Source organism: Microbispora sitophila, from assembly GCF_014892245.1.
In the GTDB taxonomy this organism is placed as follows: Bacteria; Actinomycetota; Actinomycetes; order Streptosporangiales; family Streptosporangiaceae; genus Microbispora; species Microbispora siamensis.
Window position 1 is genome coordinate 193,299 of the sequence record NZ_JADBGC010000014.1, and the last position, 25,067, is coordinate 218,365.

Genomic DNA, 25,067 nt, shown 5'->3' on the forward strand with positions numbered 1-25,067 from the left:
CGATGGGTCGTGCGCGGAGGCGAACGCCGCGGCCCACGCCACGGCCCACGCCACGGCCCACGCCACGGCCAGGACTCCACGGCCCACGTACGAACGAGTGGATGGTTGTCAGTGCCGCACCGGGGCGCAGGAGTAGCTGCGGGCGTCGGCCGGGTCGCCGTGGCCGATGTAACGGGAGACGGACGGGTACCGGCACAACTCACGCGTCACCGTCTCGCCGGAGGAGTCCGTGACGGCGGCGCTCAGCGTCTGCGGGGCCCTGCCCTGTTCGACCCAGGCCGTCAGCGCGCCGAGGGCGTCGGTGGGCTTCGGACCGGTGCTCGTGTCGCCGGCGCAGTGGGCGACGCCCGGCGCCAGGAACAACCGGTAGAAGTCGTCGACCCGGCGCGCGCCTCCCATGGCCAGCTCCACCCGCCTGCGGTAGTCCACGGTGCCCTGGGCGGGAATCAGCTGGTCGGCCTGGCCGTGCCAGGTGAGCAGCTTGCCGCCGGACCTGCGGAACGCGGACAGGTCGGGGGCGTCGGTGCCGATGATCGTGTCGTACTCGGCCTGGGACTGCGCGAACAGCTCGGCGAACTCGGCGTACGTGATCGTCGAGAGGTCGTAGGAGGGCCGGCGTTTCAGGAACGTGGAGACCCACGTGGCCGGCACGGGGAACGGCACGCCCACGCGGGTGCCGTCCGCGTCGATGCGGGTGCCGGCGAGGTCGAAGCCGGCTCCGATCGGGATGCCGGCCCACAACTTCTTACCGGCTGGAGTACGCGGGCCGTCCCAGATCTTGCGTACGACGGCGGCGTCGGCCGCGGTGATGGTCTCCTGCTCGCCGTAGCATTCGACGCTCTTGCCGATGAGTTTCCGTGGGTCGAAGGTGCACGTGGCGGGGTCGCCGATCAGCCCGTCGGGCGCGCCGTCGAGCGGGTCGCAGGCCTTGACCGCAGCCTCGTTGAAAGCGTTGAACTCACAAGGAGAGGGGAAGGTGTTCTCCTCGTTCATCACCACCTGCGGCCACAGGGTCGCGACCTCGAATTCGTCCCAGTTGATCGCCGGAGCGGTGGCCAGGATGCCGTCGAAGTCGTCAGGGTGGCGCTGGGCCTCCATGTAGCCCTGGCGGCCGCCGGTCGAGCAGCCGTTCCAGTACGAGTAGGAGACGGGCCTGCCGTAGACCTCGTCGACGACCTGCTTGCCCACGACCGCCATCTCGTGCTGGGACCGGTCGGCGAAGTTGTTCAGCAGCTCGGTGTCGACCTCGCCGTCGCCGTTCAGGGCCCAGCCTGTGTCCAGGTACGTGCCGACGCCGGCGTCGGTGGTCGCGGCCGCGTAGCCGCTTTTGATCGCACCGGCCAGGCCCGCGCCGTAGTCGCCGGCGGCGAAGGCGCTGCCGCCCAGCGCCTGGAAGCGGCCGGTCCAGCCCGTCTCAGGCAGCCAGACCCGCACCTTGGCGTGGTCGCCGACGCCCGGGTGGGTGAGCATGACCGTGACATCGCAGTAGGCCGGCACGTCCGGGATCTCGACCACGTCGGTCAGCGGCGGCACCGGAGGGATGGTCACGGTGCCTCCCTCCCGTCTCACCGTCGTCACGGACTCCACCGCGGCGCCTGCCGGGGCGTTCACCGAGACGGACGAGCACGTGATCGGGACGGTGGCGGACCTCGCGGCGCCGGCCGAAGCCGCCGCCGGCAGGCACGCCACCGCCACTCCGGTCGCGAAGATGATCAGAAGGCGTTTCATGACGTTCCTCTCACTGAAGTGCTGGGTCGTCAGCTGTTGGGATGCGTCTCACTGTCGTTCGCGGCCGACACCCGGCACATCAGTCAGTTGACCGTCAGCAGCCGCGAGCCGCTCCGGGCGCGCCTCGAACACACGCCGCGGCGCAGGTCCGCGGGCCGCATACGGGGACATACGCGCACGGCCAGGTAGCGCGCGACCAGCGCCGTCGTGCTGCCGGACGACGGTCCGGCCGGCACCTCGTGACTGACCGTCAAGTGACCGATGTGGCCGCGGTCCTTCCCGGACGACAGTGATGACGCCGGATTCACCACCTTCGTCTGAAGCTTCCTGAAAGGGGAATCTCGTGGTCAGCAGCAAGGGTGTACGCAGCCGGGGGCTGATGTTGGGCACCTTGTCGACGGTCGCGATCGGTCTCCTCACCACCGCCGCCGCCACACCCGGCTTCGCGTCGCAAAAGCCCGTCAAGCCGACCATCGTGCTGGAGCACGGCGCCTTCGCCGACGCCTCCAGCTGGAACGCGGTGATCGAAGAGCTGCGCGCGGACGGCTACCCCGTCATCGCCGCGGCCAACCCGCTGCGCGGACCGGCCAACGACGCGGCCGCACTCCGCAGCGTCCTCGACCACGTCGCCGGACCCAAGATCCTCGTCGGGCATTCGTACGGCGGTTCGGTCATCAGCGTCGCCGGCGCGAACGACCCTCAGGTCAAGGCCCTCGTGTACGTTGCCGCCTTCCTGCCCGCCCCCGGCGAGACCGCCCTGGAGCTGACGAACAAGTACCCCGGCTCCACCCTCCCCGGCGCCCTCGACCCCACGGCCTTCACCCTCCCCGACGGCACGACAGGAACCGACCTGTACATCAAGCCCGGCAAGTTCCACCACCAGTTCGCGGCCGACGTACCGGCCGGCACCGCGGCCCTCATGGCGGCCACCCAGCGGCCCATCGCCCAGTCCGCCCTGGAGGAGAAGACCGAGGCCGCCGCCTGGAAGGACAAGCCCACCTGGGCCGTCATCACGACCCAGGACCTCAACATCCCCGCCGAAGTCCAGCGCTACATGGCCAAGCGCGCCCACGCGCACTCCGTCGAAGTACGCGCCTCTCATTCCGTCGCCGTCTCCCAGCCCACGACCGTGGCCGGCGTCATCGAGAAGGCCGCACGCGCCACCCGATAGCCCGCAACGCGAAAGAAAGATCACGACCATGGACATGAAGCTCGAAGTCGTCGTCCTGCCTGTATCCGACGTCGACCGCGCCAAGGACTTCTACACCCGGCAGCTGGGTTTCCGCCTGGACGCGGACTTCCCCATCGTCGACGGCTACCGGATCATTCAGGTCACTCCCCCTGGTTCGGCCTGCTCGATCATCTTCGGCGACGGCCTCACCGACGCCCAGCCCGGCACGATCCAGGGACTGCACCTGATCGTGTCCGACATCGAGCAGGCCCACGAGGAACTGGCCGGCCGCGGCGTCGACGTCACCGGCCCGTTCCACGACGCGACCGGCGCCTTCCACCAGACCGGCGAGACCGGCCGCGTCATGGGCCTGCACCCGCAGCGTGCCAGCTACGGCTCCTTCGCCTCGTTCGCCGACCCCGACGGGAATCGCTGGTTCCTGCAGGAGATCACCGAACGGCTGCCCGGCCGCTGACCGACGGCATCCCGGGCCGGCCACATCACAGAGACTAGTGTCACATTGATGCGAAGGTTAACCCTGTAAGTGCTACATTTATGAGACAGTTCGCCGAATATCGATCACATAGGAACCATCCATGGCCAAGACATGGCTCATCACCGGAGCATCACGCGGCATCGGACGCCGCCTCACCGAAGCCGTCCTCGAAGTAGGCGACCAGGTCATCGCCACCGCGCGCAGCCCGAAGCAGCTCGACGACCTGGTGACCCGCCACGGCGACCGGATGCGAGCGGTCGCACTGGACGTCACCGACGCCGCCGCGGCGTCCCGGGCGGTCAAGGCGGCCACCGACGCCTTCGGCGGCCTCGACGTGGTCGTCAACAACGCCGGCTATGGCAACAGCGCGCCGATCGAAGAGATGGCCGAAGACGACTTCCGCGCTCAGATCGAGACCAACCTCTTCGGCGTCGTGAACGTAACGCGGGCCGCCCTGCCCGTCCTGCGCACCCAGCGGTCAGGAGTCTTCGTACAGTTCTCCTCCATCGGAGGACGCGTCGGCGGCACCCCCGGAATGGGCGCCTATCAGACCGCGAAGTTCGCCGTCGAAGGCTTCTCCGAAGTCCTCGCCAACGAAGTCGCGCCCTTCGGGATCAAGGTCGTCATCGTCGAGCCGGGCGCCTTCCGCACCGACTGGCAAGGCTCCTCCATGGAGATCCACCCCGTCGGGCCCGACTACGAGCAGACCGTGGGCGCCATCCACCGCTACCGACGCGACACCGACGGCACTCAGCCCGGAGACCCGGCTCGCGCGGCCAAGATCATCATCGACGTCGTCCGCGACGACGACCCACCCCGGCGACTCCTCCTCGGCAGCGACGCCGTCGCCTCCGCCCAGAAAGCCGCCGAGATCCGAGCCGCGGAAACCGAGAAATGGGCCGACGTGAGCCGCTCGGCCGACTACCCCACCGACGAACGCTAGCCCTCACAAGGAGCCCCGATGAACGCCAGAACCTCGCTCGTCACCCCTTCGGGGCCGCCGGCGACGTTCACCGAGGTCGGATACGCCCGCGCCTGAAGGTCACCCGCGGTCACCCCGTCCGGGTGATCCGGAACTATCGCCCGCAAAACCTGGCTGTAGCGCTAGAGCGCCTTGACGGACGACATCACCTTGTTGATGTCGTGCCAGCGCTTCTTCTGGCTGTCGGGGATCGTGACGAACACGACGGCGGGCTTCTTCTCCGGCACGTCCAGGAGGGCCAGCGCCGCGGCGGAGACCCGCTTCTTGCCTTTGAGCGTGTAGTGCACGGTGTAGCCGAGCAGCCAGCCCTTCCGCTTGCCCGCCTTGATGGGCTGGGAGGCCGTCCAGGTGATCGTCGCGCCCGAGGGCTGGTGGTTCAGCGTCCATCGGGCGGCCAGGAAGGCGGTGTCGCGCAGCGTCTTCTGCTCGGGGATCGGCACGGGGCAGGAGACCAGCATCCCGCGGTACGACGCGCCCTTGACCTTGGGCAGCAGCTGACGCGAGGCGAACGGCGCGGGCTTGGCCAGCGTCCATGTCTTGGTGAAGCGGGGCAGGGCGACGCCGGAGCGCCGGTCCTTGACCAGGCCGTGGGTGGCGGCCGCCCGGCCGGGCAGGCTGCGGAGCCTGCGGCTGTTCTTCGGCAGCGCGGGCACACGGGGGTCCTTCAGGGCCGCCGCCAGCGCGGGATCGACCGCGTCCGCACTGGCCGCCGGACTCGAGGCGGCGCTCGCGGTCGTGCCGGGGGTCGCGCTCGCCCCGCTGCTGGAAAGCGGGCTGGACAGTGGACTCGACAGGGGACTGAGACCGGGCGTGGCCACCGCGCCCGCGGCCGGTGCGGCGGCGCCGGACGCGGACGAGGCCGGCGCGGCCGAGGGGACGACGACGGCCCCGAAGTGAGGCGGCGCGGCGGCCGTGGCGGCGGGGTCGTCCCGGTTCAGCAGCACGACGGTCGCGCCCGCCCCCAGGACGACGACTCCCGCGGCGACCGCGATCGCCCGGTAGACCACCCGCATCGGCAGGTCCCCGAGGCCCTTGGACGAGCTCGCCGGTGGCGCCGCCACAGGGACCGTGATCTTCGGTAGCGGAGTGGTCTCGGCCTCGGCCGCTATGTAAGAGGGGACGGCCTTCGTCCCATAGTCCCCAGGTGACACGATCGGGAGCGTACGGCAAATCCCGGTATTTCGGGTGCCTTCCCCATCACACTTCGGGAACGCCCACCCGCAGCCATGGCGCGTCGGCCACGACCGTCGTGGAGCCCGGTGCGATCTCGGTGAACCCGGCGTCCCTGACCACCGGCAGCCCGCTCGCGGCCAGCGCGTCCCACCGGGCCGGACCGGCCGTCCTGACACGTACGGCGAAGCCGCGCTCGCGCCAGGCCGCCCTGTCCGCCTCGCCCGCGCCCCACCAGGCGAACTGGGCGCCGTGGCCCGCCTGGGCCATCGCCTTGCCGGCCGTCATCTCCAGGCGGGGGTTGACCCACAGCACCACGTCGCCGGGACCGGCCTCCGGCGGGGCGGCGTCGTCGAAGAGCTCCGTGCCCGACACCTGCAGCCGGGCGAGGTCACGCGGCCAGTCGTCGAGCGGCACGGGAGGATGCACCCGCACCTCGGCCGTGCGCACGGTGACGGTGATGCCGGGCAGGGCGAGCGCCCGCCGCCACTCGGCGCCGCGTGCCCGCCTGACCACCTTCCTGATCCGGCCGTCCTGCCACTCGGCGACCTCGTCGGACCACTCGCCCCCGTCCTCGGCACGGTTCTGGGCACGGTTCTCGGCACGGTCGAGCAGGCGCACCACGGCCGTCGCCGCCGCCTCCAGCGCGTCGGTGCGTCGCGGCGGCGCGGCCCGCTCGATGCGTACGACCAGGGGAAGAACGCGTTCGGTCACCCGACAAGGATCGCAGCTTCGCCGCGATCCCGGACACGCGTGACGATACGGGACGACATGAGCGCGGCGAGCAGGCACAGCACGCCCGCGCCGTACCACGCCAGGTCGTAGTTCCCCAGATGGTCGCGGGTGACCCCGGCGACCGTGGCGACGACGGCCGCGCCGACCTGGTGAGAGGCGAAGACCCAGCCGAACACCACCGCGCCGTCCGCGCCGAAGATCCTGCGGCACAGCGCGACGGTCGGCGGCACGGTGGCCACCCAGTCGAGGCCGTAGAAGACGATGAAGACCAGCATGCTCGGCTCGGCCGTGGCGGCGAACAACTGCGGCAGGACCAGCAGCGACAGTCCGCGCAGCGCGTAGTAGACGGCGAGCAGGAGCCGCGGGTCCACCCGGTCGCTCAGCCAGCCGGAGAAGACGGTGCCGGCGATGTCGAAGACCCCGATCACGGCGAGCAGCGAGGCGGCGGTGGTCTCCGGCATGCCGTGGTCGTGGGCGGCCGGGATGAAGTGGGTGCCGACCAGGCCGTTCGTGCTCGCACCGCAGATGGCGAAGCCGACGGCGAGGTACCAGAAGTGCCGGGTGCGGGCGGCGTCCCGCAGCACACGTACGGCCCGTGCGGCGGCGCCCTTGGCCGGCGTGCGCACGACCGGCTCGGTCGCGCCGAGCGCGGTCAGGCCGATCTCCTCGGGAGTGTCCCTGAGCAGGAACCACACGAGGGGAACGACGGCGAGCGCGGCTCCCGCCACCGTGACCGAGGCCCACCGCCAGCCCTGCATCTCGGCCAGGTGCGCGAGCACCGGCAGGAAGATCAGCTGGCCGGTCGCGCCTCCGGCCGTCAGCACGCCGGTGACCAGGCCGCGGTGCCGTACGAACCAGCGGTCGGTCAGCGTGGCGGCGAAGACGAGCGCCATCGAGCCGGTACCGAGCCCGACCAGGACGCCCCACAGCGCGATGAGCTGCCAGCTCGCGGTCATGAACACGGTCAGCCCGCTGCCGGTCGCCACCAGCAGCAGGGCGCAGGCGACGACTCGGCGCATGCCGAAGCGGTCCATGAGCGCCGCCGCGAACGGCGCGCACAGCCCGTAGAGCATGAGGTTCACCGAGACCGCGAGCGAGATCGTGCCTCTCGTCCAGCCGAACTCGTCCTCCAACGGCGTGATCATCACGCCCGGCGTGGCGCGGAACCCGGCCGCCCCGATGATCGCGACGAAGGCGACGGCGGCGACGATCCACGCACGATGCAGCGACTTCATGGCGAGCATCCTCCCGTTGTGTCCACCTTGGGGACAGTGGCCGGGAGGTCAACATGTGAAAGAATCGGGCCATGCACCGCGTCGCCGTACTGGCCCTGGACGACTTCGCCACCCTCGATCTGGGCATCCCCGGACAGGTGTTCTGGGCCGCCCGCGACCCCGGCCCGCTGTACGAGGTCGTCACCTGCACCCCGGGAGGCCGCCCGGTGCGCGGCCAGGCCGGCTTCAGCATCGTCCCCGACCACGACCTGAGCGTGCTCGCGACGGCGGACACGGTGGTGGTGCCGGGCATCCACAGCGGGCCGCCGCTGGAGGACGGCACGCTCGACGAGGAGGTGCGCGCGGCGCTGTGGGACGTCGTGGGGCGCGCCCGGCTCATCTCGATCTGCACCGGGGCCTTCGTGCTGGCCGCCGCGGGCCTGCTGGACGGGCGTCCGGCGACGACCCACTGGCGCAACGCCGCGGACTTCCGTGCGCTGTTCCCTCGCGTACGACTCGACCCGGACGTGCTGTTCATCGACGACGGCGACGTGCTGACCTCGGCCGGCGTGGCGGCGGGCATCGATCTGTGCCTGCACGTCATCCGGCGCGACCACGGCAGCGAGGTGGCCAATCGCACCGCCCGCCGGTGCGTCACCCCACCGTTCCGCGAGGGCGGACAGGCCCAGTACATCGAGCGGCCGCTGCCCGATCCCGCGGGGACCACCACCGCGCCCACCCGGGCGTGGATGCTCGAACACCTGGAGGAGCCGGTCAACCTTGCCGCCCTGGCCGCGCACGCCCGCATGAGCGTGCGGACGTTCACCCGCAGGTTCCGGGAGGAGACCGGCCTCAGCCCGGCCAGGTGGCTCGCCGGGCAGCGGATCGCGCACGCCCGGCACCTGCTGGAGACCACCGACCTGCCGGTCGACGCGATCGCCAGGAAGGCCGGGTTCGGCAGCGCGGTCTCGCTCCGCCAGCACCTCCACGCCGCCGTCGGGGTGTCCCCCCTGGTCTACCGGCAGACGTTCCGCACTCCCGCCGTCGTCGGCTGATCAGCGTCAACGGCTGAGTGTCAGCGACGGTCGCCCGCGGCGGGGCCGCGCCAGGCATACCGGTCGCCCGACCGGCGTCCGGGCTCACGGAGCACCGGGCTGTCCGCGGGCTGCTGCCTGCGGGCCCGCCGCTTGCGCATGAACAGCCAGGCGAGGCCGAGCACGACCATCCCTATCGGCGTACGCGCCAGCCAGCGGGTGACGACGAGCTGCAGGATCCTCTTCATGACACCCGCCTCTACCCGGCACGAGTGTGAACATGTGCGCTGGAGGCTGAGGTGAGTATGACCTATCAGGCTCTGTCCTTTGACGAGGACGGAACATTACGGGCAGAGCATGGAGAAGATCCGGCTGGCGTCCTTCGAGGCAGCCCTGACCCACTGTGGACACGCCGATCCAAAGCTCGCGCGCGATTCGGTTGACCGGTGGCGGCCGCCCCGCCCTCGTCCCGGGCTTCATCGCCAAGACCGGCCTGGACATCCGACCCCGTAACCCCAGCCATTAAGCCTCTCTGGCTGAGAACGTTTGAGCCCTGCCCAGTCGTACGAGGCGGTCGAGGATCTGCCGGGCGGTCGGCCGCTGCCCCGGCCCTTGACAGTTAATGGTGACCAGGAGAGCGTGCTCTCGTTTGAGGCGTTTTATGGTGATGCGACGTGGGCGAGGGCTTATGGTGTTCGACGCGGTGATACGAACCGATCATCTTCCCCCGGGCGAGCGTTTCGGCCATTTTCGGGACCAGGCATTGGACCTGCCCGAACCGGTCGAGCTGCGTAGCAAGGTCACTTCTGACTTTTCGGCCGAGGCATCGCTGCGCGATTTCGGTACGTTCAGCCTTATCCGCTTCATCACCACGGCCGATGCCGATTTCGGCATTCGCCGCTCCCCTCGGCTGATCCGCAAGGCAGACCCGGAGGAGTACAGGCTACTGATCAGCATGCACGGGCACTCGGGCATCGACCAGGACGGCCAACAATGCCTGCTGGGTCCGGGCGAGATGGGCTTCTATCACACCTCCCGGCCGAGTGAGGGGTGGCGGGCCAGTACGGGCGGTCCGGCGCGGCTGCTGATGGCCGGTTTCCCGCACAGTGTGCTGGCCTCACCGAGGATCACCGCTGACCGGCTGGTGGGGGTCAAGCTGCCCGCCGACGATTCGATCGCTCGCCTGCTGAAGTCGGTGCTGACGGAGTTGACCAACCCCGCCCGCCCTCATCACGCATCCAGCGCTGCCCGGCTGGCCAACGTCGCCTGCGATCTGTTCGCCGTTTTGCTGGCCGGCTTACTTGACCAGGAAGAGCATCTGTCACCGCAGGTGCGGGGACAGGCTCTTCTCGTAGAGATCCAGCAGTTCATCGAACGGAACCTCTCCGACCCGGCCCTGTCACCGGCGGCGGTCGCCGCCGCGCATTCCATCGCGCCGCGTACGTTGCACCGGCTCTTTCAGGGGCACGGCCTTACCGTCGCCGCCTGGATCCGGCAGCGCAGGCTGGAGCGGTGTCGCCGGGACCTGACAGACCCTCAGTCCGCCGAACAGCCGCTCAGTGCAATTGCCGCCCGCTGGGGATTTGCCGACCATCCGCACCTTTCCCGGGCTTTTCGCCGGGCATATGGCCTCACCCCTAGCGAGTATCGGCACTTGCACCGTCGGGGCACCGGAAAGGGGCCTGCTGACACGCATCTTCAAGACGAAGGCGCACAGTTTCAAGCCGGGTGAGTCAGAGGCCTGGGATCCTGAGCGTGTTGTTCCGGAACGACACGCCTTCGCTTTCTGCGATCCCAAGGAAATCTCGTGCGTTGTCCAAGGAGGACATCAGTGAGAAATTCAAGGCTCACCGCTGCTGTTTTGGCCGGTGTCTTCGCCACGTTCGTCGTGGCCGTCCCCCCCGCCTCGGCGGACGACGAGCAATGCCCGACGACAGGACCGGGCGGCACATGGAAAAACGACAACTCGAAACTCTGCATGAGCGTAGACGGCAGCAAGACCTGGGGAAAGTCGGTCAATCAGTATCGTTACGTCGGCGCGCCGGATCAGCACTGGCACCTCGGGCGGACAATGAAAGACAACTACGGCCACTTTTACTACGAGATCGTCAACGAACTCGGGCTGTGCCTGGCAGCGGGCAACAACGGCAACACGGTCGACGGAACGCCACTGGTGCAGTGGGAGTGCAACGGAGCAACAGATCAGTTCTGGTGGCCCCGAGGTTCAAGTTCGGGACCATGGGAGTTGGTCAATTTCCGCGCTCAGAGCAAATGCGCCGGTGTCATCGGAGGCAGCAAGGACTACCGGGCGCCACTGGTTCTGTGGACCTGCAACGGAAACGCCGACCAGAAGTGGTGGTGACCCCTCAGGGCGCCAGAGCATGCCAGCCCTCGGGAAGCGGGCCCTGAGCAGCGGGAGCGCGACGCCAGAGGTGACGAGTCCAAATCCGCCGACCATTGGTGGGGCATTGGCCGGGCTCGCACCAATGCCGTTCAGTCAATGATCGACGGAGGATTGTCAAGGGCACAGCAACGGAGCTCCTGCTAGAACAGTGCCGACCACGGTCACAGTTCAACAGGAGCTCCGTTGGACGTACAGTCCGTCATGCGCCGCGAGGCCGTCGTGGCCTCTGACGCCTTCACTCCCGGCCATCTGGGAGAACTGACTCAGCTGGTCCCGTTCGAGATGGTCGATGAGGCGCTGCGGCCACACGTGCGCCGAGCCCCGCTGGTCGCGGTGTGCTGCGGGCCCCGCACCCTCATCGACGCCGTCTTCGGCCCGGCCACCGCGGAGGAGACGACCTACGCCCCTCCTGCTGGCGAGCCTCCACGCGGGCATGGTCGTGCCGGCTGACGGCGCGCCACCGCGGTCATTGCCGGCGACCGATCTCGCTGGAGCTGATCTCCATGAACTCGTTCTGCGGCTCGCCGCACCGTGAGTATCACCGATGGGTGGGCGGTATCTCGAATCCGAACGCTTCGCTCAGCGCACGAACGTCTTCGCGGTCCTTGTCCTCGGGCGTGTACGCCGTTTTGAACGCGAACATCCACTCCGGGGCGACGCAGTCCACGATATGGCCCTTGATTTCGCCCTGTCCGGTGAGCGAGCCGTGGGGATATTCGATCCCGTAGATGTTCTTCCCGGACTCGTCGTATTCGAATACGTGTACGTCGACGCCGTGGCCCCGGCCATCGATCAGGACGTAGTTCCACGCGGTGTCGTCGCCGTCGTGCCTCTTCCTGTACCCGAGGCCCTTCATCTGTTCGATGAATTTCTCTTCGTCTTTGTGGTCGATCGCCACATCGAGGTCCGGGTGATCTCTCGTCTGCTTTCCCAGAAGGGCGTCGACGCACCAGCCGCCGTCGATCCAGATCTTCACTCCGCGTTCGGCGAGATGTCGGTAGACGCCGGAGACCGTTTCGGCGTCCATCAGAACACCGAGAGCCGCCCTCCGGACGGAGGACGGCTCTTGCGATGGTTCAGTCATGGTGGAGCTATGGGGATTCGAACCCCAGACCCCTTCCATGCCATGGAAGTGCGCTACCAGCTGCGCTATAGCCCCTTGCCACGCCGCGTCGGCGGCGCCTCGCCAGTGTATAGGACTTCCGCGGCATAGGTGTAACCGAGAAGGTTTCAGCAGGCGCAGGCGGCCCCCGCGGGCGCGGTGAGCGGGTCGGCCGGACGGGTGCGCACTCCGGAGGGCTCCACGACCGGGAACCCCTCACGCACCCAGTACTCGAACCCGCCGATCATTTCCTTGACCCGGTAGCCCAGCCGGGCGAACTCCAGCGCCGCGCGGGTCGCGCCGTTGCAGCCCGGCCCCCAGCAGTACGTGACCACCGTCACGTCACGGGGGATCAGCTCGGGCGCCCTGGCGGCGATCTCCGCCGTGGGCAGGTGGACGGCGCCCTCGATGTGACCCTGCCGCCAGCTCTCCGCGCTGCGGGAGTCCACCACCACGATCCCCGGCTCCCCGGAGAGCAGATCGGCGCGTACGTCGGACACGTCGGTCTCGAAGGCCAGGCGGGCGGAGAAGTGGGCGACGGCGGCGGCCGGCTCGGCGGCCGGGGTGTGCGTTACGGCGGACATGCCGACCAGGGTGCCCGGCCGCCCTGCCACCGCAGAAGAGGCATGAACGCCCGATATCGCTAATATCCCGCCATGCTCCCGCTCCCCGACCGGAGCCGTACCGTGTCGGTGCTGGCCTTCGACGGCATGAGCCCCTTCGAACTGGGCTGCGTCGTCGAGGTCTTCGGCCTGCCCCGGCCGGAGTTGGACGTCCCGTGGTACGAGCTGGCCGTGTGCGCGGAAAGGCCCGGCCCGCTGCGGGCGGTCGGCGGGTTCACGATCGAGGCGGCGCACGGGCTGGACGTCTTCACCGGGGCGCGGACCGTGATCGTGCCCGGCGTCCCCGACGTGCGTGGCGAGGTGTCCCCCGCGCTCACGGCCGCGCTGCGCCGGGCGCACGACGGCGGGGCCCGGGTCGTGTCGATCTGCTCCGGCGCCTTCGCCCTCGCCGCCGCCGGACTGCTCGACGGCCGGGCCGCGACGACCCACTGGAGGTACGCCGCGCTGCTCCAGCGGCGCTTTCCCGAGGTCAGGGTGGACCCGGGGGTGCTGTACGTGGACGAGGGCGACGTGCTCACCAGCGCGGGCAGCGCGGCGGGACTCGACCTGCTCGTCCACCTGGTGCGGCGCGACCACGGGCCGAGCGTGGCCAACGCGGTGGCCCGCAGGCTGGTGGTGCCGCCGCACCGGGAGGGCGGGCAGGCGCAGTTCGTCGAAGCGCCGGTCGCGGCGGTGGACGAAGACGACCCGGTGGGCAGGGCGATGGACTGGGTGCTCGCCGATCTCACCCGGCCGGTCACGGTGGCCGCCCTGGCCCGGGTCGCCGGGATGTCGGAGCGCGGCTTCATCCGGCACTTCGGGCGCCGCACGGGGACGAGCCCCCTGCGATGGGTGGTCGCGCAGCGGATCGCGGCCAGCCTGCCGCTCCTCGAGACGACGGCGGCCCCGATTGAGGAGATCGCAGCCGCCGTCGGATTCGAAAGCCCGGTGACGTTCCGCCACCATTTCGGCCGTTCGATGCGTACCTCGCCCTCGGCGTACCGGAAGGCGTTCCGGCGTTAGGGGATCGCCAGCGAGAACCAGACGGTCTTTCCTCCCGCGACACGACTGGTCCCCCAGTGCTCGGCGAGCTGGCTGACCAGGTAGAGCCCCCTGCCGTCCTCGTCGAGCGGGCCGGGCTCGCGCACCACCGGCAGCCGGTGGTCGTCGTCGCTGACCTCGCACAGCAGGTGATCGGTGCGCAGCAGCCTGATGGTGATGGGCCGCTGGGTGTGCTGCACGGCGTTGGTGACGAGCTCGCCGGCGAGCAACTCGGCCACCGGGGTCATCGACGTGAGTCCCCACGAGCCGAGCGTCCGGCGGACCAGGCCGCGTACGCGCCACGGCGTCGTCGGCTGGGGTTCCAGCAGCCACTGCGCGACGTGCTCACTGGGGATGCCGCGGAACCGGATGGCCAGCACGGTGACGTCGTCGGTCCGCGCCGCGGACAGCACGTCGTCGCTCAGCGCCTCGATCGAGGTGCCGTTCGCGAGCCTTCGGCGCAGCGACTCCACGCTCAGCCCGATGTCCTGCCCGCGCTCCTCCACGAGCCCGTCGGTGTAGAGGACGAGCATGCTGCCGTCCTCCGCCGCGATCTCCATCGTCTCGAACGGCGTGCGGCCCAGGCCGATCGGCGGGCACCGGGGCGGTGACAACACCTCCGCCTTGCCGTCCGGTCCCAGCAGGATCGGCGGCAGGTGCCCGGCGCTCGCGATCGTGCACCTGCGCAGCACCGGGTCGTACACGCAGTAGACGCAGGTGGTGAGCGTCTGGGCGGCCAGCCGCTGGGCCATCTCGTCGAGCGAGTGGAGCACCTGCTCGGCCGGCAGGTCGAGCGAGGCCAGGGTCTGCACGGCCGTGCGGAGCTGGCCCATCACGGCCGCGGCGGCCAGCCCGTGTCCCATCACGTCGCCGACGACCAGGGCCACCCTGCTGCCCGGCAGCGGGATGACGTCGTACCAGTCGCCGCCCACCCGCTCGGCGGCGGGCTTGTAGCGGTAGGCGATCTCCAGCCCGGGCAGGTCGGGCGGGTCGCCCGGCCGTATCCCGCGCTGGAGGGTCTCCAGGGTCTCGTCCTGCTGGCGGTCCCGCTGCCCGTGGTGGATCGTGAGCGCGGCGGGCACGGCGAACTGTCCCGCGGCGAGCACGTGGGCCTCCCCGAAGGGCGGCCGCCGGGCGTCGCGCGCCAGCAGCGCGCAGCCGACGGGCTTGCCGTACGCCCGGAGGGGCACGGCGAGCAGGTGCCCGTCGAGCAGGGCCGCCTCACCGGTCCCGTCGCCGGCCCAGCGCGGCGGCAGCCGTCCGTCGGGATCGACCCGGTGCCAGACGGCGCCGTCCACGTAGACCGCGGCGGCGTCGGCCAGCCCCGGCACCACCGCCTCGCAGAGGACCCTCGCCGCCTCCTCCGGGCCCCTGCTCTCGCCGATGGCCCGGACGACCCGGCTGACCTGATTCAGCAGGGCGAACGGTTCCCCGTCTCCCGACACGGGTGTGGCCGCTCAGAATTGGTCACGCCGGCAGTTGACGAAGAGCTGGATTTCCGGCGGCGCCTGAGTGGTCGCCGGAGCGTACGAAAGGTGATTCTCCGACAGCACGCTGAAACCGGCGGCTTCGATGACCTCGCGCAACTCGTCGCGCAGATATCCGGTCACCCGCACCGGAGCGCCGAGAAACTGGAAAGGCACGTCGTCGAGGTCGATTTCCACCATGCTCAGCGAGAACAGGCCGCCGGGGGCGAGCACGGCGTGGATCTTGCCGAGCGCCTGCTCGATCTCGGCCCGCGGCAGCATGAGCAGGCTGAAGAAGGCCGTCACGGCGTCGAACACGCCGAGCGAGTCGTCGAGGTCGAGCGCGTCGCGTTCGAGGAACGTCCCGGTCGGCACGTTCTTCCTCGCCAGGTCCAGCATGACCGGGGAGATGTCGATGCCGGTCACCTCGCAGCCCGCCTCGGCGAACTGCTGGGCGGTGGGCGAGCCCGTACCGCAGCCGACGTCGAGGACGCGCGCGCCCGGCTTGAGCTGCTTGATCATCCACTCTCCGGCGGCCACCTGGCCTTCCTTGTGCGGGAACGCCTCGTCGTACCGGCCACCGATGCGGTTGAACGCCTCGGCCTGGATGGCGCGGTACTCCTGACGCGGATTGTCCGGTCCTGATTCGATTGTCATGGTCGCCGCCGTTAATGATCAGCCGTCTTTTGCCTTCTTCTAGATAGGGGACCACGCCCAACAAGTCAAGACATTGCCCGACTAAATAGGGATTTCGGCCATCAATTGTGTCAAAGATCGTTGTCAACTTCACCGTTTGGCATACTGATATACCAGGTGCCAGCCCGGGAGGTTCACATGATCGACGAGGTCCGCGAGGCGCTGCGCGGCGTGGTCGCCGTCACGGTCACGCCGTTCGACGACGGCGACCGGATCGACGAGCCGGCGCTCGCGGCCGTCGTCGAGCGGCTGACGAGGGGCGGAGTGGGCGCGCTCACCCCCAACGGCAACACCGGGGAGTTCTACTCACTGGACGACGACGAGTTGTCCCGGGCCGTCGCCGTCACCCGGACGGCCGCGCCGGACGCCGTCGTGATCGCGGGCGTGGGCCACGAGGTGCGCCGGGCCGTACGGCTGGCCAGGGACGCCGCCCGGCAGGGTTGCCAGGCCGTCATGGTCCACCAGCCGGTGCACCCCTACCAGTCGGAGGCGGGCTGGACGGCCTACCACAGGGAGATCGCCCAGGCGGTGCCCGACCTCGGAGTGGTCTGCTACGTGCGCTCCCCCGCCGTGACCGAGCGCGCCCTGCGTGACCTGCTGCGCGACTGCCCCAACGTCGTGGGAGTCAAGTACGCGGTGCCCGACCCGGTGGCCATGGCCGTCCTCGCCGCCGCCGTCGAGGGGCCGGTCTGGCTGTGCGGGCTCGCCGAGACCTGGGCGCCGTTCTTCTGGCCCGGCGGCGCGGAGGGCTTCACCTCCGGCCTGGCGGTCATCGCCCCCGAACTGTCGCTCGAGCTGCACGCCCTGCTCCGGGCGGGCGACCGGACGGGCGCCGCCAAGGTGTGGCGGCTGCTCAAGCCCATCGAGGACCTGCGCGCCAGGAACGGCGGCGAGCACAACGTCTCGGCGGTCAAGGAGGCGCTCGCGCAACTCGGCGTGTGCGGCAGGGCCGTACGCCCGCCGATGACCGAACTGACCGGCCCCGACCGGCAGAGGGTTTCGGACATCCTGCGCACGCTCGCCTGAGGCCCGTTTCTAGACGAGGCGGGTGACCGAGCGCTCGATGTGGCGGCGGGTCAGCCGCTCGGCGAGCGCGGCGTCGCCCGCCTCGACGGCGGCGAGGATCGCCTCGTGCTCCTCGTGCTCCTCCGGCCACGTGGGCCGGTCCCGCCACAGCACCGTGACGCTGCCGAGCGCGGCGAGGTCCTGCAGGGTGTCGAGCTGGGCGACCACCAGTTCGTTGCCGCACCGGGCGTACAGCTCACGATGGAAGCGCCGGTTGGCCAGGCTGAGGGCCGCCGTGTCGGTGCCGGCGAGCAGCGCCCGCGCCTCGGCGAGGGCCGCCCGCGCACCGTCCGTGGCGTGTCCGGAGGCAGCCGTCCGGCCGATCGCCCACGGTTCGAGCAGCAGCCTCACCTCGTACGCCTTCCGGAGGTCGGCGCGGCCCACCACGCGCACCGACACCCCCCGGTTCGGGCCGATCACGACCAGCCCGGTGGCGGCCAGTCCGATGAGCGCCTCCCTGACGGGCGTCTTGGAGACCCCGAGCCGCTCGGCCAGGCGGCGCTCCACGAGCGTCTCCCCCTGCGCGATGCGCCCGGACAGGATCGCGGTGCGGATCGCGTCGGCGACCAGGTCGGTGCGGGTGGTCGACTTGGCCACCGGACTCAGCACGTGCTCAGCGGTCATGCGTACCGGTATACCAATCCCGATCAGTCGACGTCCGGCTCGGGCGCCCCGCCGGACCCCCGCATGAAGTCGAGGTCGCATCCCTCGTCGGCCTGGAGGATGTGCCCCTCGTGCAGCGCGCCGTACCCGCGGGTGTAGCGCGGGGGCGGCGGCGTCCAGGAGCGCCGCCTGCGGTCGAGCTCGTCGCCGGTGACCTCCAGCGTGAGCCGCCGCGCCTCGACGTCGAGGGTGATCGGGTCGCCGTCCCGCACGAGCGCCAGCGGCCCGCCGACGTGCGACTCCGGGGCGACGTGCAGCACGCAGGCGCCGTAGCTGGTGCCGCTCATCCGCGCGTCGGAAATCCGCAGCATGTCGCGCACGCCCTGCTTCAGCAGCCGCTCCGGGATCGGCAGCATGCCGTGCTCGGGCATGCCGGGGCCGCCCTTCGGCCCGGCGCCGCGCAGCACCAGCACGCTGCCGGGCGTGACGTCCACCTCGTCGATCCGCCGCAGCAGGTCCTGGTGCCCCTCGAAGACCACGGCAGGCCCGGTGTGCCGCAGCAGCCGCGGCTCCGCGGCCACATGCTTGATCACCGCGCCGCCCGGCGCGAGGTTGCCGCGCAGCACGGCCAGCCCGCCCTCCGGCGACACCGGGTCGTCTCTGCGCCTGATGACCGTGTCGTCGTACGGCTCCCGCGTCGCGAGACCGTGCCCGTGGACGCGTCCATACACCGTGGGCCGGTCGAGGTGGAGCAGGTCCGCGATCCTGTGCAGCAGCGCGGGGACGCCGCCCGCCCGATGGAAGTCCTCCATGAGGTGCGCTCCGCCGGGCCGTACGTCCGCGAGGACGGGCACCCGGCGGGAGGCGGCGTCGAAGTCGTCGAGCGTGAGGCGCACCCCGCTGCGGCGGGCCATCGCGATCAGGTGGATCACCGCGTTGGTCGAACCGCCCAGGGCCAGCACGGCGGTCACCGCGTCGCGGTAGGCCCTCTCGTCCAGCACCTGCGACGGCCGGGGACCGTGCCAGGCCAGATCCACCGCGAGACGGCCGCTCGCGGCCGCCATCCGGGTGTGCGCCGACAGCACGGCCGGGATCGAGGCGGCGCCCGGCAACGTGAGCCCGAGCACCTCGGCCACCGAGGTCATCGTGGACGCCGTGCCCATCGTCATGCAGTGGCCGGGCGAGCGGGCGATGCCCTCCTCGATCTCCGCCCACTGCTCGTCGCCGAGCTTTCCCGCCCGTCGTTCGGCCCAGTATTTCCACATGTCGCTGCCGCTGCCGAGCCGCTGCCCGCGCCAGTCGCCGGGCAGCATCGGCCCGCACGGCACGAAGACGACCGGCAGGTCCGCACTGATCGCGCCCATCACGAGCGCCGGGGTGGTCTTGTCGCACCCGCCCATGAGCACGGCCGCGTCGACGGGATAGGAGCGGAGCACCTCCTCGGTCTCCATCGCGAGCAGGTTCCGGTAGAGCATGGCGGTCGGCTTCTGGAACGTCTCCCCCACCGCCATGACCGGCAGCTCCACCGGGTAGCCCCCGGCCTGCCAGACGCCGCGCCGCACGTCCTCGGCCCGCTCACGCAGATGCATGTGGCAGGGGTTGAGCTCGCTCCAGGTGTTGAGGATGCCGACGACGGGCTTGCCGAGGTGCTCCTGCGCCGCGATGCCGAGCTGCCGGGTCCGCGCCCGGTGACTGAACGACCTGAGGCTGTCGGTGCCGTACCAGCGATGGCTGCGCAGCTCTTCCGCTCTCACTCGCTCGAACGTACGTCAGCCGATCGTGGTATATCAAGATATCTTCTTCCCTTCCGGGCGGAAGATCTCTAGCGTGGGCCGCCGTGACGATGCACACGGGCACGCTCCGCCCGCGCGGCGGGGAGCAGCGGGTCACGTTCACCGAGCTGTTCTTCGACCTCGTGTACGTGTTCGCGGTCACTCAGCTCTCCCACCTGCTGCTCGGGCACCTGTCGTGGCACGGCGCGGCGCAGACCCTGTTGCTGCTGCTCGCCGTTTGGTGGGCCTGGATCTACACCGCCTGGCACACCAACTGGTTCGACCCCGACCGCCCCTCGGTGCGGATCGTGCTGGTCGCCGTCATGCTGGCGAGCCTGGTCATGTCGGCGGCCCTCCCCCGGGCCTTCGGCGAGCACGGTCTGATGTTCGCCGCGGCGTACGTGGCCGTCCAGGTCGTCCGTACGGCGTCCTCGGTGGCAGCCGCGCCGCGGGGACCGCTGCGGCGCAACCTGGCGCGCGTGCTCGCCTGGGCGGTGCTGTCGGGGGCGTTCTGGATCGCGGGCGGCCTCGCCCACGGTCTGCCCAGGGAACTGCTGTGGGCGGCCGCGGTGGGGACCGACCTGCTGGCACCCTGGGTCGGGTTCGTCACCCCGGGCCTCGGCAGGTCGGCGACGACGGACTGGTCGATCGACGGCGCCCACCTGGCCGAACGCTGCCAGCTCTTCCTGATCATCGCGTTCGGCGAGTCGATCCTGGTCACCGGGGCGACCTTCGCCGCGCACCCGTCGCGCGCCGCGGGCACGGCCCTCCTCACCGCGTTCGGCGCGAGCGTCGGCCTGTGGTGGACCTACTTCGGCAGCAGCGCCGAGGCGGGCAGCCGGGTGATCGCCGCGGCGGACGACCCGGGGCGGCTCGCCCGCTCGGCCTACACCTTTCTCCACCTGCCGATGGTCGCGGGCGTCGTCGTGTCGGCCGTGGCCGACGAACTCGTGATCCACCACCCGGGCGGGCACACCGCGCCCGGGACGGCGATCGCCGTGCTGGGCGGCCCCGCGCTCTTCCTCACCGGGCACGCGCTGTTCAAGCGGGCCGTCTGGGGGCGCGTCCCGAGGTCGCATCTGGCGGGGGTGCTCGTCCTCGCCGCCCTCGGGGCCCTCACTCCGCTGGTGCCGCCCCTGGCACTCGCGGCCTGCGCCACCGCGACCGTGGCGGGCGTCGCCGTCCGTACGGCCCTCGCCCGCCGCCGGGAGCCGCAGGAGGGCTAGATGTGCTCCATGACGATGACCGCGGTGGTGTCGGGCTCGAGGGCCTCGAAGACGTGGGGGGCGTCGCCGGGATAGGCGATGTAGTCGCCAGGCCCGAGCTCGACCGGTTCCTCCGCGGGCCCGGCCAGCGCCCGTCCGGTGCCGATCAGGAGGTGCTCGACGGTGCCGGCCATGTGCGGATCGGAGGTGCGCGGCCGGCCCGGCTGGGCCGAGATGCGGTACAGGTCGCGCCGCGCGTGCGGCGGGCACGAGGCCAGCAGGGTGGCCGAGTAGCTGGCCTGCTCGGAGTAGGTCGCGGGCCCCTCCCCCGCCCGGATCACCCGTACGGCCGGCCGGGGCGGGTCCACCAAGCGGCTGAACGGCACGCCGAGCGCGACCCCGAGCGCCCACAGCGTCTCCACACTGGGGTTGCCGACGCCCGACTCCAGCTGGGAGAGCGTGGACTTCGCGATGCCCGCGCGCTTGGCCAGCTCGGTCAGCGACAGGCCGGCACGCTCGCGCTCCCTGCGGATCGACGCCGCGATGAGCGTGATCAGGTCGAAGGACGGCCTCTCAGCCACGTGTTCGCTCCACACTTCCGATTGTTCGACTTGACGAACACCACTGTCGTTGTTCACTCTACTGGACATGCATTCGCTCTGGCGAACACTCGATCGCGGCACGCTCCGCGACATCGCCCTGGTGTGCCTCGCCGACGCGATGGTGGGCGCCGCGTTCGGCGCGATCGCCGTGTCCGGCGGCCTGCCCCCGTGGGTGCCGGTCGTCATGTCCCTGCTGGTGTTCGCCGGAGGGGCGCAGTTCGCCGCGGTCGGCGTGGTGCTGTCCGGCGGCGCCCCGATCGCCGCAGTCGCGGTCGGCCTGGTGCTGAACGCGCGCCTGCTGCCGTTCGGCTTCGCGATCGGCGACGTCCTCGGCGGCCGGTGGTGGACACGGCTCACCGGCGCGCACCTCATGACGGACGAGGCGGTGGCGTTCGTGCTGCGCGACGGCGATCCCCGCCGGCGTCACGCCGCGTTCTGGGCCTGCGGGCTCGGTCTGTTCGTCAGCTGGAACGCGGCCGTCGTGCTCGGCGCGCTGGCCGGGCGCGGCATCGGCGACACGGCCGCCCTGGGGCTGGACGCGGCCTTCCCCGCGGTGCTGCTCGCCCTCGTGCTGCCCGCGCTCGCCGAACGGAACGTCCGCAACGCCGCCTCACTCGGCGCGGTGGTCGCGGTGGCGGCCACGCCGTTCCTGCCCGCAGGCGTGCCGGTGCTGCTCGCCCTGACCGGCCTGGTGCTCGCCACGCGCGCACCGGCGCCGCTGCCCGACCCGGAGGTCCGCTGATGCCCCTGCTCGCCGTCGTCGCGCTGGCCGCGGGAACCTACGCGTTCCGCCTGGCCGGGCCGGTGCTGCGCCACCGGCTCCGGCTGCCCGACCGCCTTCGCCACCTGCTGTCCGTCGCCGCGACCGTGCTGCTCATCGCCTTGGTGGCCACCTCGGCCCTCACCGAGGGGCACGGCTTCGCCGGATGGGCCAGGCCCGCCGGGGTGCTCGTCGCCGGGATCCTCACGCTGCGGAAAGCGCCGTTCCCCCTGATCGTCGTCCTCGCCGCCGCCACCACGGCGGCCCTCCGCCTCCTCGGCGTGCCTTGAGAAGCACGCCGCCACCTCAGTCGGGGATCCCCGGCATCCCCCACCGCGCGCCCCTGCTTTCGACCGCTGCCCTCGGGCACGCCGTCCGCCACGCCGCCGGCGACGGCGGACGCCCAGGACGGCCGAAGGACAGCCGGCCCCTTCCCAGGGTGAGGCGGAGCACGGCCGAGTCCGCGTTGACGTTGTCGCGGACGATGAGGACCCGGCTCACCCTGCGCGGGTCGTACTCGGCGATCCGTCCGCCGGCGCGTCGCATGCGGAGCCTGGTGAGTCCCCCGGTCTCGCCGCCGACGATCCGCACCTCGACCAGGCGTCGCCGGTCCCATAACCAGTACGCCATCTCCGCCAGCGCGTAGCCCGCGCCTGCCCGTACCACCCACCCGGCGTCGGCATCCGGCCCCAGCACCAGGCGGAGCAGGGCGAGGCACACGGCCGCCACCGCCATGCGTCGTAATCGCGGAACCGTTCCCGCGCTCTTGTCCGCGGCGTCCCAGAGCAGATCGTCGTCGGTTGCCACCCTGTCAGCATGACCAGCCGCCCGTTCTCCTGAGAAGACCCGGGCCGAAACGACGAAGTCCCGCCCGATCAGATGATCGGACGGGACTTGCCGACGGTGGAGCTATGGGGACTCGAACCCCAGACCCCTTCCATGCCATGGAAGTGCGCTACCAGCTGCGCTATAGCCCCTTGCGACGCAGTCAGTGTATAGGAGTCCGCGCGGGGACGGTAACCGGACAAGCCGATGTCACACAACGGCGCTCATGATACGTCTGGCGTGACATGACCATCGAAGTCTTCACCGCGCACCGGAGCCTGCTCGTCGGTGTGGCCTACCGCATCCTCGGCAGCGCCGCGGACGCGGAGGACGTGGTCCAGGAGGCGTGGCTGCGCTGGGCGGAGGTGGACGCCTCGTCGGTGGCCGACCCGAAGGCCTACCTCGTGCGCGTCACCACCAACCTCGCCATCGACCGGCTGCGCCGGGTGCGGGCCAGGCGGGAGGCGTACGTCGGGCCGTGGCTGCCCGAGCCGGTCGTCACCCCGCCGGACTCCGGGGAGTACGCGGAACGCGCCGACAGCGTCGAGCTGGCCCTCCTCGTCGTGCTGGAGACGCTGTCCCCGCTGGAACGGGCCGTGTTCGTCCTGCGGGAGGCGTTCGGCTTCTCCCATGCCGAGATCGCCGAAATCCTCGGCCGGGGCGAGCCCGCCGTACGGCAACTCGCCAGACGCGCCCGCGACCACGTGCGCGAGCGCAGGCCGCGCTTCGACGTGGACCGGCGCGAGCGGCGCAGGATCACCGAGCGCTTCACCGCGGCCTGTGCGGAAGGGGACATCGAAGGCCTGACGGCGCTGCTCGCCGCGGACGTCCGCATGGTCGGCGACGGCGGCGGCAAGGCGCGGGCGCCGCTGCGGGAGCTGGCCGGCGCCATGCCGGTCGCCCGCTTCCTCGTCGCGATCGCGAGCGCGGAGGGCCGCCGGCGCTTCCTGGCCTCCATCGGCGCTCCCCCGGGCATGGAGATGGACATGGAGACCACCGAGGTCAACGGCGGGCCCGCGATCGTCGCCCGCCTGGATGGCCGTCCCGTCACGGTCATCTCACTGGTGATCACCGATGGTCTGGTGGACACGGTCTATCTCATCGCCAACCCGGACAAGATGTCACGGATCGAGGCCCGGGATGCGTCCGGGAGTGCATGAGAGAAAACATCACGATCGTGGGCGGCGGGCTCGCCGGGCTGACCGCCGCCATCGCCTGCGCCGAGGGCGGCGCGGCCGTCGTCCTGCACGAGGCGCACCACACCCTCGGCGGGCGCGCCCGCTCCACCGCCACGCCGTACGTCGCCAACGACGGCACCCACGTCTTCTACTCCGACGGCCTGCCCTGGCGGTGGCTGGACGAGCGGGGACTGGTCCGGCCGTCCGCTCCGCTGCGGCCGGGGCATCTGGCCCGGGCGCGGTTCCGCCGGGGCGGAAGGCTGACCGGGCGGCCCCCGGCCGGGCTGCTGCGGATGATCCTCCGGCGTGGTCTGAAGGCGCCGGTGGACGAGGACTTCGGCTCCTGGGCCACCCGCCGTTTCGGCGCCGAGGCCGCACGGGCCGCCGCCGGGCTGCTGGGAGTCGTCACCTACGACGCCGACCCCGGCCGGCTGTCGGCGGCCTTCGCCTGGGAGCGGCTCCAGCGGGCGTTCGCCCCGCGCTACCCGTCGGTTCGCTATGTGGTCGGCGGCTGGGAACGGGTGATCGACCGGATGGCCGCGCGGGCGCGCGACCTCGGCGTACGCATCGAGACCGGGTCGAGGGCGGACCGGCTGCCGGAGGGACGGGTGATCGTCGCCACCTCCCTCGACGCCGCCCGCGGCCTGCTGGGCGACGACTCGCTGCGCTGGGAGAGCGGCCGCGCGGTCCTGCTCGACCTCGCGGTACGCGCCGACCCGCGGGACCTGTTCCTCGTCAGCGACCTGGACGAGGGCGGCTTCCTGGAGCGTTACTCGCTGCCCGACCCGTCCCTGGCCCCTGCCGGGGAAAGCCTCGTCCAGATGGAGATGCCGATGCGTCCCGGCGAGCCGAAGGCCGTTGCGCTCGGGCGGCTGGAGCGGATCGCCGACCTCGCCCTCCCGGGCTGGCGCGGGCGGGTCACCTGGCGCCGCGACGCCGTGGCCGCCGGGCGCAGCGGAGCGCTCGACCTGCCCGGCACGTCGTGGCGCGACCGGCCGGCGGTCGAGCGCGGCGACGGCGTCTGGCTGGCCGGCGACCAGGTGGCGGCGCCCGGCCTGCTCGCCGAGGTGTCGATCAACAGCGCACTCGCGGCGGCCCGGGCCGCCCTCGCCTCCCGGTCGCTGTCCCGGCGGGCGGCCTGACGCACAGGAAAACGGGCCCTTCCCCTGGAGGGGAAGGGCCCGCGAGCGGTCAGCGAGACCGGATCAGCCGAGGG

The 25,067-nt window shown here is 71.1% G+C and carries 28 protein-coding genes and 2 tRNA genes; 14 read left to right on the forward strand and 16 right to left on the reverse strand.

The window, feature by feature from the left end; genetic code table 11:
• Nucleotides 1-108: 108 nt before the first annotated feature.
• Both IL992_RS25830 and IL992_RS25835 read right to left on the reverse strand, forming a co-directional pair.
• On the reverse strand, nt 109-1,728 hold the full coding sequence (locus IL992_RS25830) for a tannase/feruloyl esterase family alpha/beta hydrolase (RefSeq protein ID WP_193205954.1): 1,620 nt from the start codon (nt 1,726-1,728) through the stop codon (nt 109-111).
• Nucleotides 1,729-1,811: 83 nt separating this feature from the next.
• On the reverse strand, nt 1,812-1,982 hold the full coding sequence (locus IL992_RS25835; protein WP_193205955.1) for a hypothetical protein: 171 nt from the start codon (nt 1,980-1,982) through the stop codon (nt 1,812-1,814).
• 89 nt (nt 1,983-2,071) lie between these two features.
• Here IL992_RS25835 and IL992_RS25840 point away from each other — a divergent pair, with 89 nt between their 5' ends.
• The 3 genes from IL992_RS25840 to IL992_RS25850 all read left to right on the forward strand — a co-directional run bounded on the left by IL992_RS25840 (nt 2,072) and on the right by IL992_RS25850 (nt 4,338).
• Entirely contained in the window at nt 2,072-2,899 is an 828-nt protein-coding gene (locus tag IL992_RS25840) for an alpha/beta fold hydrolase (protein WP_319018821.1), read from the forward strand.
• A 28-nt stretch (nt 2,900-2,927) separates the two neighbouring features.
• Nucleotides 2,928-3,374, forward strand: coding sequence for a VOC family protein (locus tag IL992_RS25845; RefSeq protein ID WP_193205956.1), 447 nt, complete (start codon nt 2,928-2,930; stop codon nt 3,372-3,374).
• A gap of 121 nt (nt 3,375-3,495) precedes the next feature.
• Nucleotides 3,496-4,338, forward strand: a complete 843-nt coding sequence (locus IL992_RS25850; RefSeq protein ID WP_193205957.1) for an oxidoreductase — start codon at nt 3,496-3,498, stop codon at nt 4,336-4,338.
• A 161-nt stretch (nt 4,339-4,499) separates the two neighbouring features.
• On the opposite strand, the gene IL992_RS25855 is transcribed toward IL992_RS25850, so the two are convergent.
• From IL992_RS25855 to IL992_RS25865, 3 genes are read right to left on the reverse strand one after another with little or no spacing between them, the layout of a single operon-like run.
• A complete protein-coding gene (locus IL992_RS25855; protein ID WP_193205958.1) occupies nt 4,500-5,528 on the reverse strand; it encodes a hypothetical protein in 1,029 nt (342 codons plus the stop codon).
• 46 nt (nt 5,529-5,574) lie between these two features.
• A complete protein-coding gene (locus IL992_RS25860; protein WP_319018822.1) occupies nt 5,575-6,261 on the reverse strand; it encodes a peptidyl-tRNA hydrolase in 687 nt (228 codons plus the stop codon).
• On the reverse strand, nt 6,258-7,517 hold the full coding sequence (locus tag IL992_RS25865; protein ID WP_226873771.1) for an MFS transporter: 1,260 nt from the start codon (nt 7,515-7,517) through the stop codon (nt 6,258-6,260). The genes IL992_RS25860 and IL992_RS25865 overlap by 4 nt, the downstream gene beginning before the upstream one ends.
• A 71-nt stretch (nt 7,518-7,588) precedes the next feature.
• On the opposite strand from IL992_RS25865, the gene IL992_RS25870 reads away from it, so the two are divergent.
• Nucleotides 7,589-8,551 carry a GlxA family transcriptional regulator gene (locus IL992_RS25870; protein WP_193205961.1) on the forward strand — a complete coding sequence of 321 codons (963 nt, stop codon included), beginning with the start codon at nt 7,589-7,591 and terminating at the stop codon, nt 8,549-8,551.
• 20 nt (nt 8,552-8,571) lie between these two features.
• Here IL992_RS25870 and IL992_RS25875 read toward each other — a convergent pair whose 3' ends face one another.
• Nucleotides 8,572-8,778: a DUF6203 family protein gene (locus IL992_RS25875; RefSeq protein ID WP_193205962.1), complete on the reverse strand. Its 207-nt coding sequence runs from the start codon at nt 8,776-8,778 to the stop codon at nt 8,572-8,574.
• A gap of 440 nt (nt 8,779-9,218) precedes the next feature.
• Here IL992_RS25875 and IL992_RS25880 point away from each other — a divergent pair, with 440 nt between their 5' ends.
• The 3 genes from IL992_RS25880 (at nt 9,219) to IL992_RS25890 (ending at nt 11,384) form a co-directional block, all read left to right on the forward strand.
• Nucleotides 9,219-10,262 carry a helix-turn-helix domain-containing protein gene (locus tag IL992_RS25880; RefSeq protein ID WP_193205963.1) on the forward strand — a complete coding sequence of 348 codons (1,044 nt, stop codon included), beginning with the start codon at nt 9,219-9,221 and terminating at the stop codon, nt 10,260-10,262.
• Nucleotides 10,263-10,361: 99 nt separating this feature from the next.
• On the forward strand, nt 10,362-10,892 hold the full coding sequence (locus IL992_RS25885; protein WP_193205964.1) for an RICIN domain-containing protein: 531 nt from the start codon (nt 10,362-10,364) through the stop codon (nt 10,890-10,892).
• Between the two features lie 225 nt (nt 10,893-11,117).
• Entirely contained in the window at nt 11,118-11,384 is a 267-nt protein-coding gene (locus tag IL992_RS25890) for a hypothetical protein (RefSeq protein WP_193205965.1), read from the forward strand.
• An 88-nt stretch (nt 11,385-11,472) separates the two neighbouring features.
• Here IL992_RS25890 and IL992_RS25895 read toward each other — a convergent pair whose 3' ends face one another.
• From IL992_RS25895 to IL992_RS25905, 3 genes are all read right to left on the reverse strand, one after another.
• Nucleotides 11,473-11,961 carry a nucleotidyltransferase domain-containing protein gene (locus tag IL992_RS25895; RefSeq protein WP_193205966.1) on the reverse strand — a complete coding sequence of 163 codons (489 nt, stop codon included), beginning with the start codon at nt 11,959-11,961 and terminating at the stop codon, nt 11,473-11,475.
• A gap of 56 nt (nt 11,962-12,017) precedes the next feature.
• Nucleotides 12,018-12,093, reverse strand: a tRNA-Ala gene (locus tag IL992_RS25900).
• 71 nt (nt 12,094-12,164) lie between these two features.
• On the reverse strand, nt 12,165-12,620 hold the full coding sequence (locus IL992_RS25905) for a rhodanese-like domain-containing protein (protein ID WP_193205967.1): 456 nt from the start codon (nt 12,618-12,620) through the stop codon (nt 12,165-12,167).
• 72 nt (nt 12,621-12,692) lie between these two features.
• Between IL992_RS25905 and ftrA the strand changes: the two genes are divergently transcribed.
• Nucleotides 12,693-13,661, forward strand: a complete 969-nt coding sequence (ftrA, locus tag IL992_RS25910) for a transcriptional regulator FtrA (protein ID WP_193205968.1) — start codon at nt 12,693-12,695, stop codon at nt 13,659-13,661.
• Here ftrA and IL992_RS48525 read toward each other — a convergent pair.
• On the reverse strand, nt 13,658-15,124 hold the full coding sequence (locus tag IL992_RS48525) for a SpoIIE family protein phosphatase (RefSeq protein ID WP_193205969.1): 1,467 nt from the start codon (nt 15,122-15,124) through the stop codon (nt 13,658-13,660). The two genes, ftrA and IL992_RS48525, sit on opposite strands and share 4 nt — an antisense overlap.
• Nucleotides 15,125-15,136: 12 nt before the next feature.
• On the reverse strand, nt 15,137-15,802 hold the full coding sequence (locus tag IL992_RS25920) for a class I SAM-dependent DNA methyltransferase (protein WP_193205970.1): 666 nt from the start codon (nt 15,800-15,802) through the stop codon (nt 15,137-15,139).
• A 177-nt stretch (nt 15,803-15,979) separates the two neighbouring features.
• Here IL992_RS25920 and IL992_RS25925 point away from each other — a divergent pair, with 177 nt between their 5' ends.
• Nucleotides 15,980-16,867 (forward strand): dihydrodipicolinate synthase family protein, encoded by an 888-nt coding sequence (locus IL992_RS25925; protein WP_193205971.1) that lies wholly within the window; start codon nt 15,980-15,982, stop codon nt 16,865-16,867.
• Between the two features lie 9 nt (nt 16,868-16,876).
• Here IL992_RS25925 and IL992_RS25930 read toward each other — a convergent pair whose 3' ends face one another.
• Nucleotides 16,877-17,530 (reverse strand): GntR family transcriptional regulator, encoded by a 654-nt coding sequence (locus IL992_RS25930; protein WP_193205972.1) that lies wholly within the window; start codon nt 17,528-17,530, stop codon nt 16,877-16,879.
• A gap of 23 nt (nt 17,531-17,553) precedes the next feature.
• On the reverse strand, nt 17,554-19,263 hold the full coding sequence (locus tag IL992_RS25935; protein WP_193205973.1) for an IlvD/Edd family dehydratase: 1,710 nt from the start codon (nt 19,261-19,263) through the stop codon (nt 17,554-17,556).
• 89 nt (nt 19,264-19,352) lie between these two features.
• Here IL992_RS25935 and IL992_RS25940 point away from each other — a divergent pair, with 89 nt between their 5' ends.
• Nucleotides 19,353-20,507 (forward strand): low temperature requirement protein A, encoded by a 1,155-nt coding sequence (locus tag IL992_RS25940; protein WP_193206042.1) that lies wholly within the window; start codon nt 19,353-19,355, stop codon nt 20,505-20,507.
• On the opposite strand, the gene IL992_RS25945 is transcribed toward IL992_RS25940, so the two are convergent.
• Nucleotides 20,504-21,067 carry a helix-turn-helix domain-containing protein gene (locus IL992_RS25945; protein WP_204048849.1) on the reverse strand — a complete coding sequence of 188 codons (564 nt, stop codon included), beginning with the start codon at nt 21,065-21,067 and terminating at the stop codon, nt 20,504-20,506. The two genes, IL992_RS25940 and IL992_RS25945, sit on opposite strands and share 4 nt — an antisense overlap.
• A gap of 67 nt (nt 21,068-21,134) precedes the next feature.
• On the opposite strand from IL992_RS25945, the gene IL992_RS25950 reads away from it, so the two are divergent.
• Together IL992_RS25950 and IL992_RS25955 are read left to right on the forward strand one after the other, a co-directional pair.
• Entirely contained in the window at nt 21,135-21,830 is a 696-nt protein-coding gene (locus tag IL992_RS25950) for an AzlC family ABC transporter permease (RefSeq protein WP_193205975.1), read from the forward strand.
• The gene (locus tag IL992_RS25955) at nt 21,830-22,138 is read left to right on the forward strand and encodes an AzlD domain-containing protein (RefSeq protein WP_193205976.1); all 309 of its coding nucleotides are present in this window, start codon (nt 21,830-21,832) and stop codon (nt 22,136-22,138) included. Before IL992_RS25950 ends, IL992_RS25955 begins: the two co-directional genes overlap by 1 nt.
• 16 nt (nt 22,139-22,154) lie before the next feature.
• Here the strand turns inward: IL992_RS25955 and IL992_RS25960 are convergent, their stop codons facing one another.
• Nucleotides 22,155-22,655 carry a hypothetical protein gene (locus tag IL992_RS25960; protein WP_193205977.1) on the reverse strand — a complete coding sequence of 167 codons (501 nt, stop codon included), beginning with the start codon at nt 22,653-22,655 and terminating at the stop codon, nt 22,155-22,157.
• A gap of 97 nt (nt 22,656-22,752) precedes the next feature.
• A tRNA-Ala gene (locus IL992_RS25965) sits at nt 22,753-22,825 on the reverse strand.
• 93 nt (nt 22,826-22,918) lie between these two features.
• On the opposite strand from IL992_RS25965, the gene IL992_RS25970 reads away from it, so the two are divergent.
• Together IL992_RS25970 and IL992_RS25975 are read left to right on the forward strand one after the other, a co-directional pair.
• Entirely contained in the window at nt 22,919-23,833 is a 915-nt protein-coding gene (locus tag IL992_RS25970; RefSeq protein ID WP_193205978.1) for an RNA polymerase sigma-70 factor, read from the forward strand.
• Entirely contained in the window at nt 23,830-24,993 is a 1,164-nt protein-coding gene (locus tag IL992_RS25975) for an NAD(P)-binding protein (RefSeq protein ID WP_193205979.1), read from the forward strand. The genes IL992_RS25970 and IL992_RS25975 overlap by 4 nt, the downstream gene beginning before the upstream one ends.
• Nucleotides 24,994-25,067 lie beyond the last annotated feature (74 nt).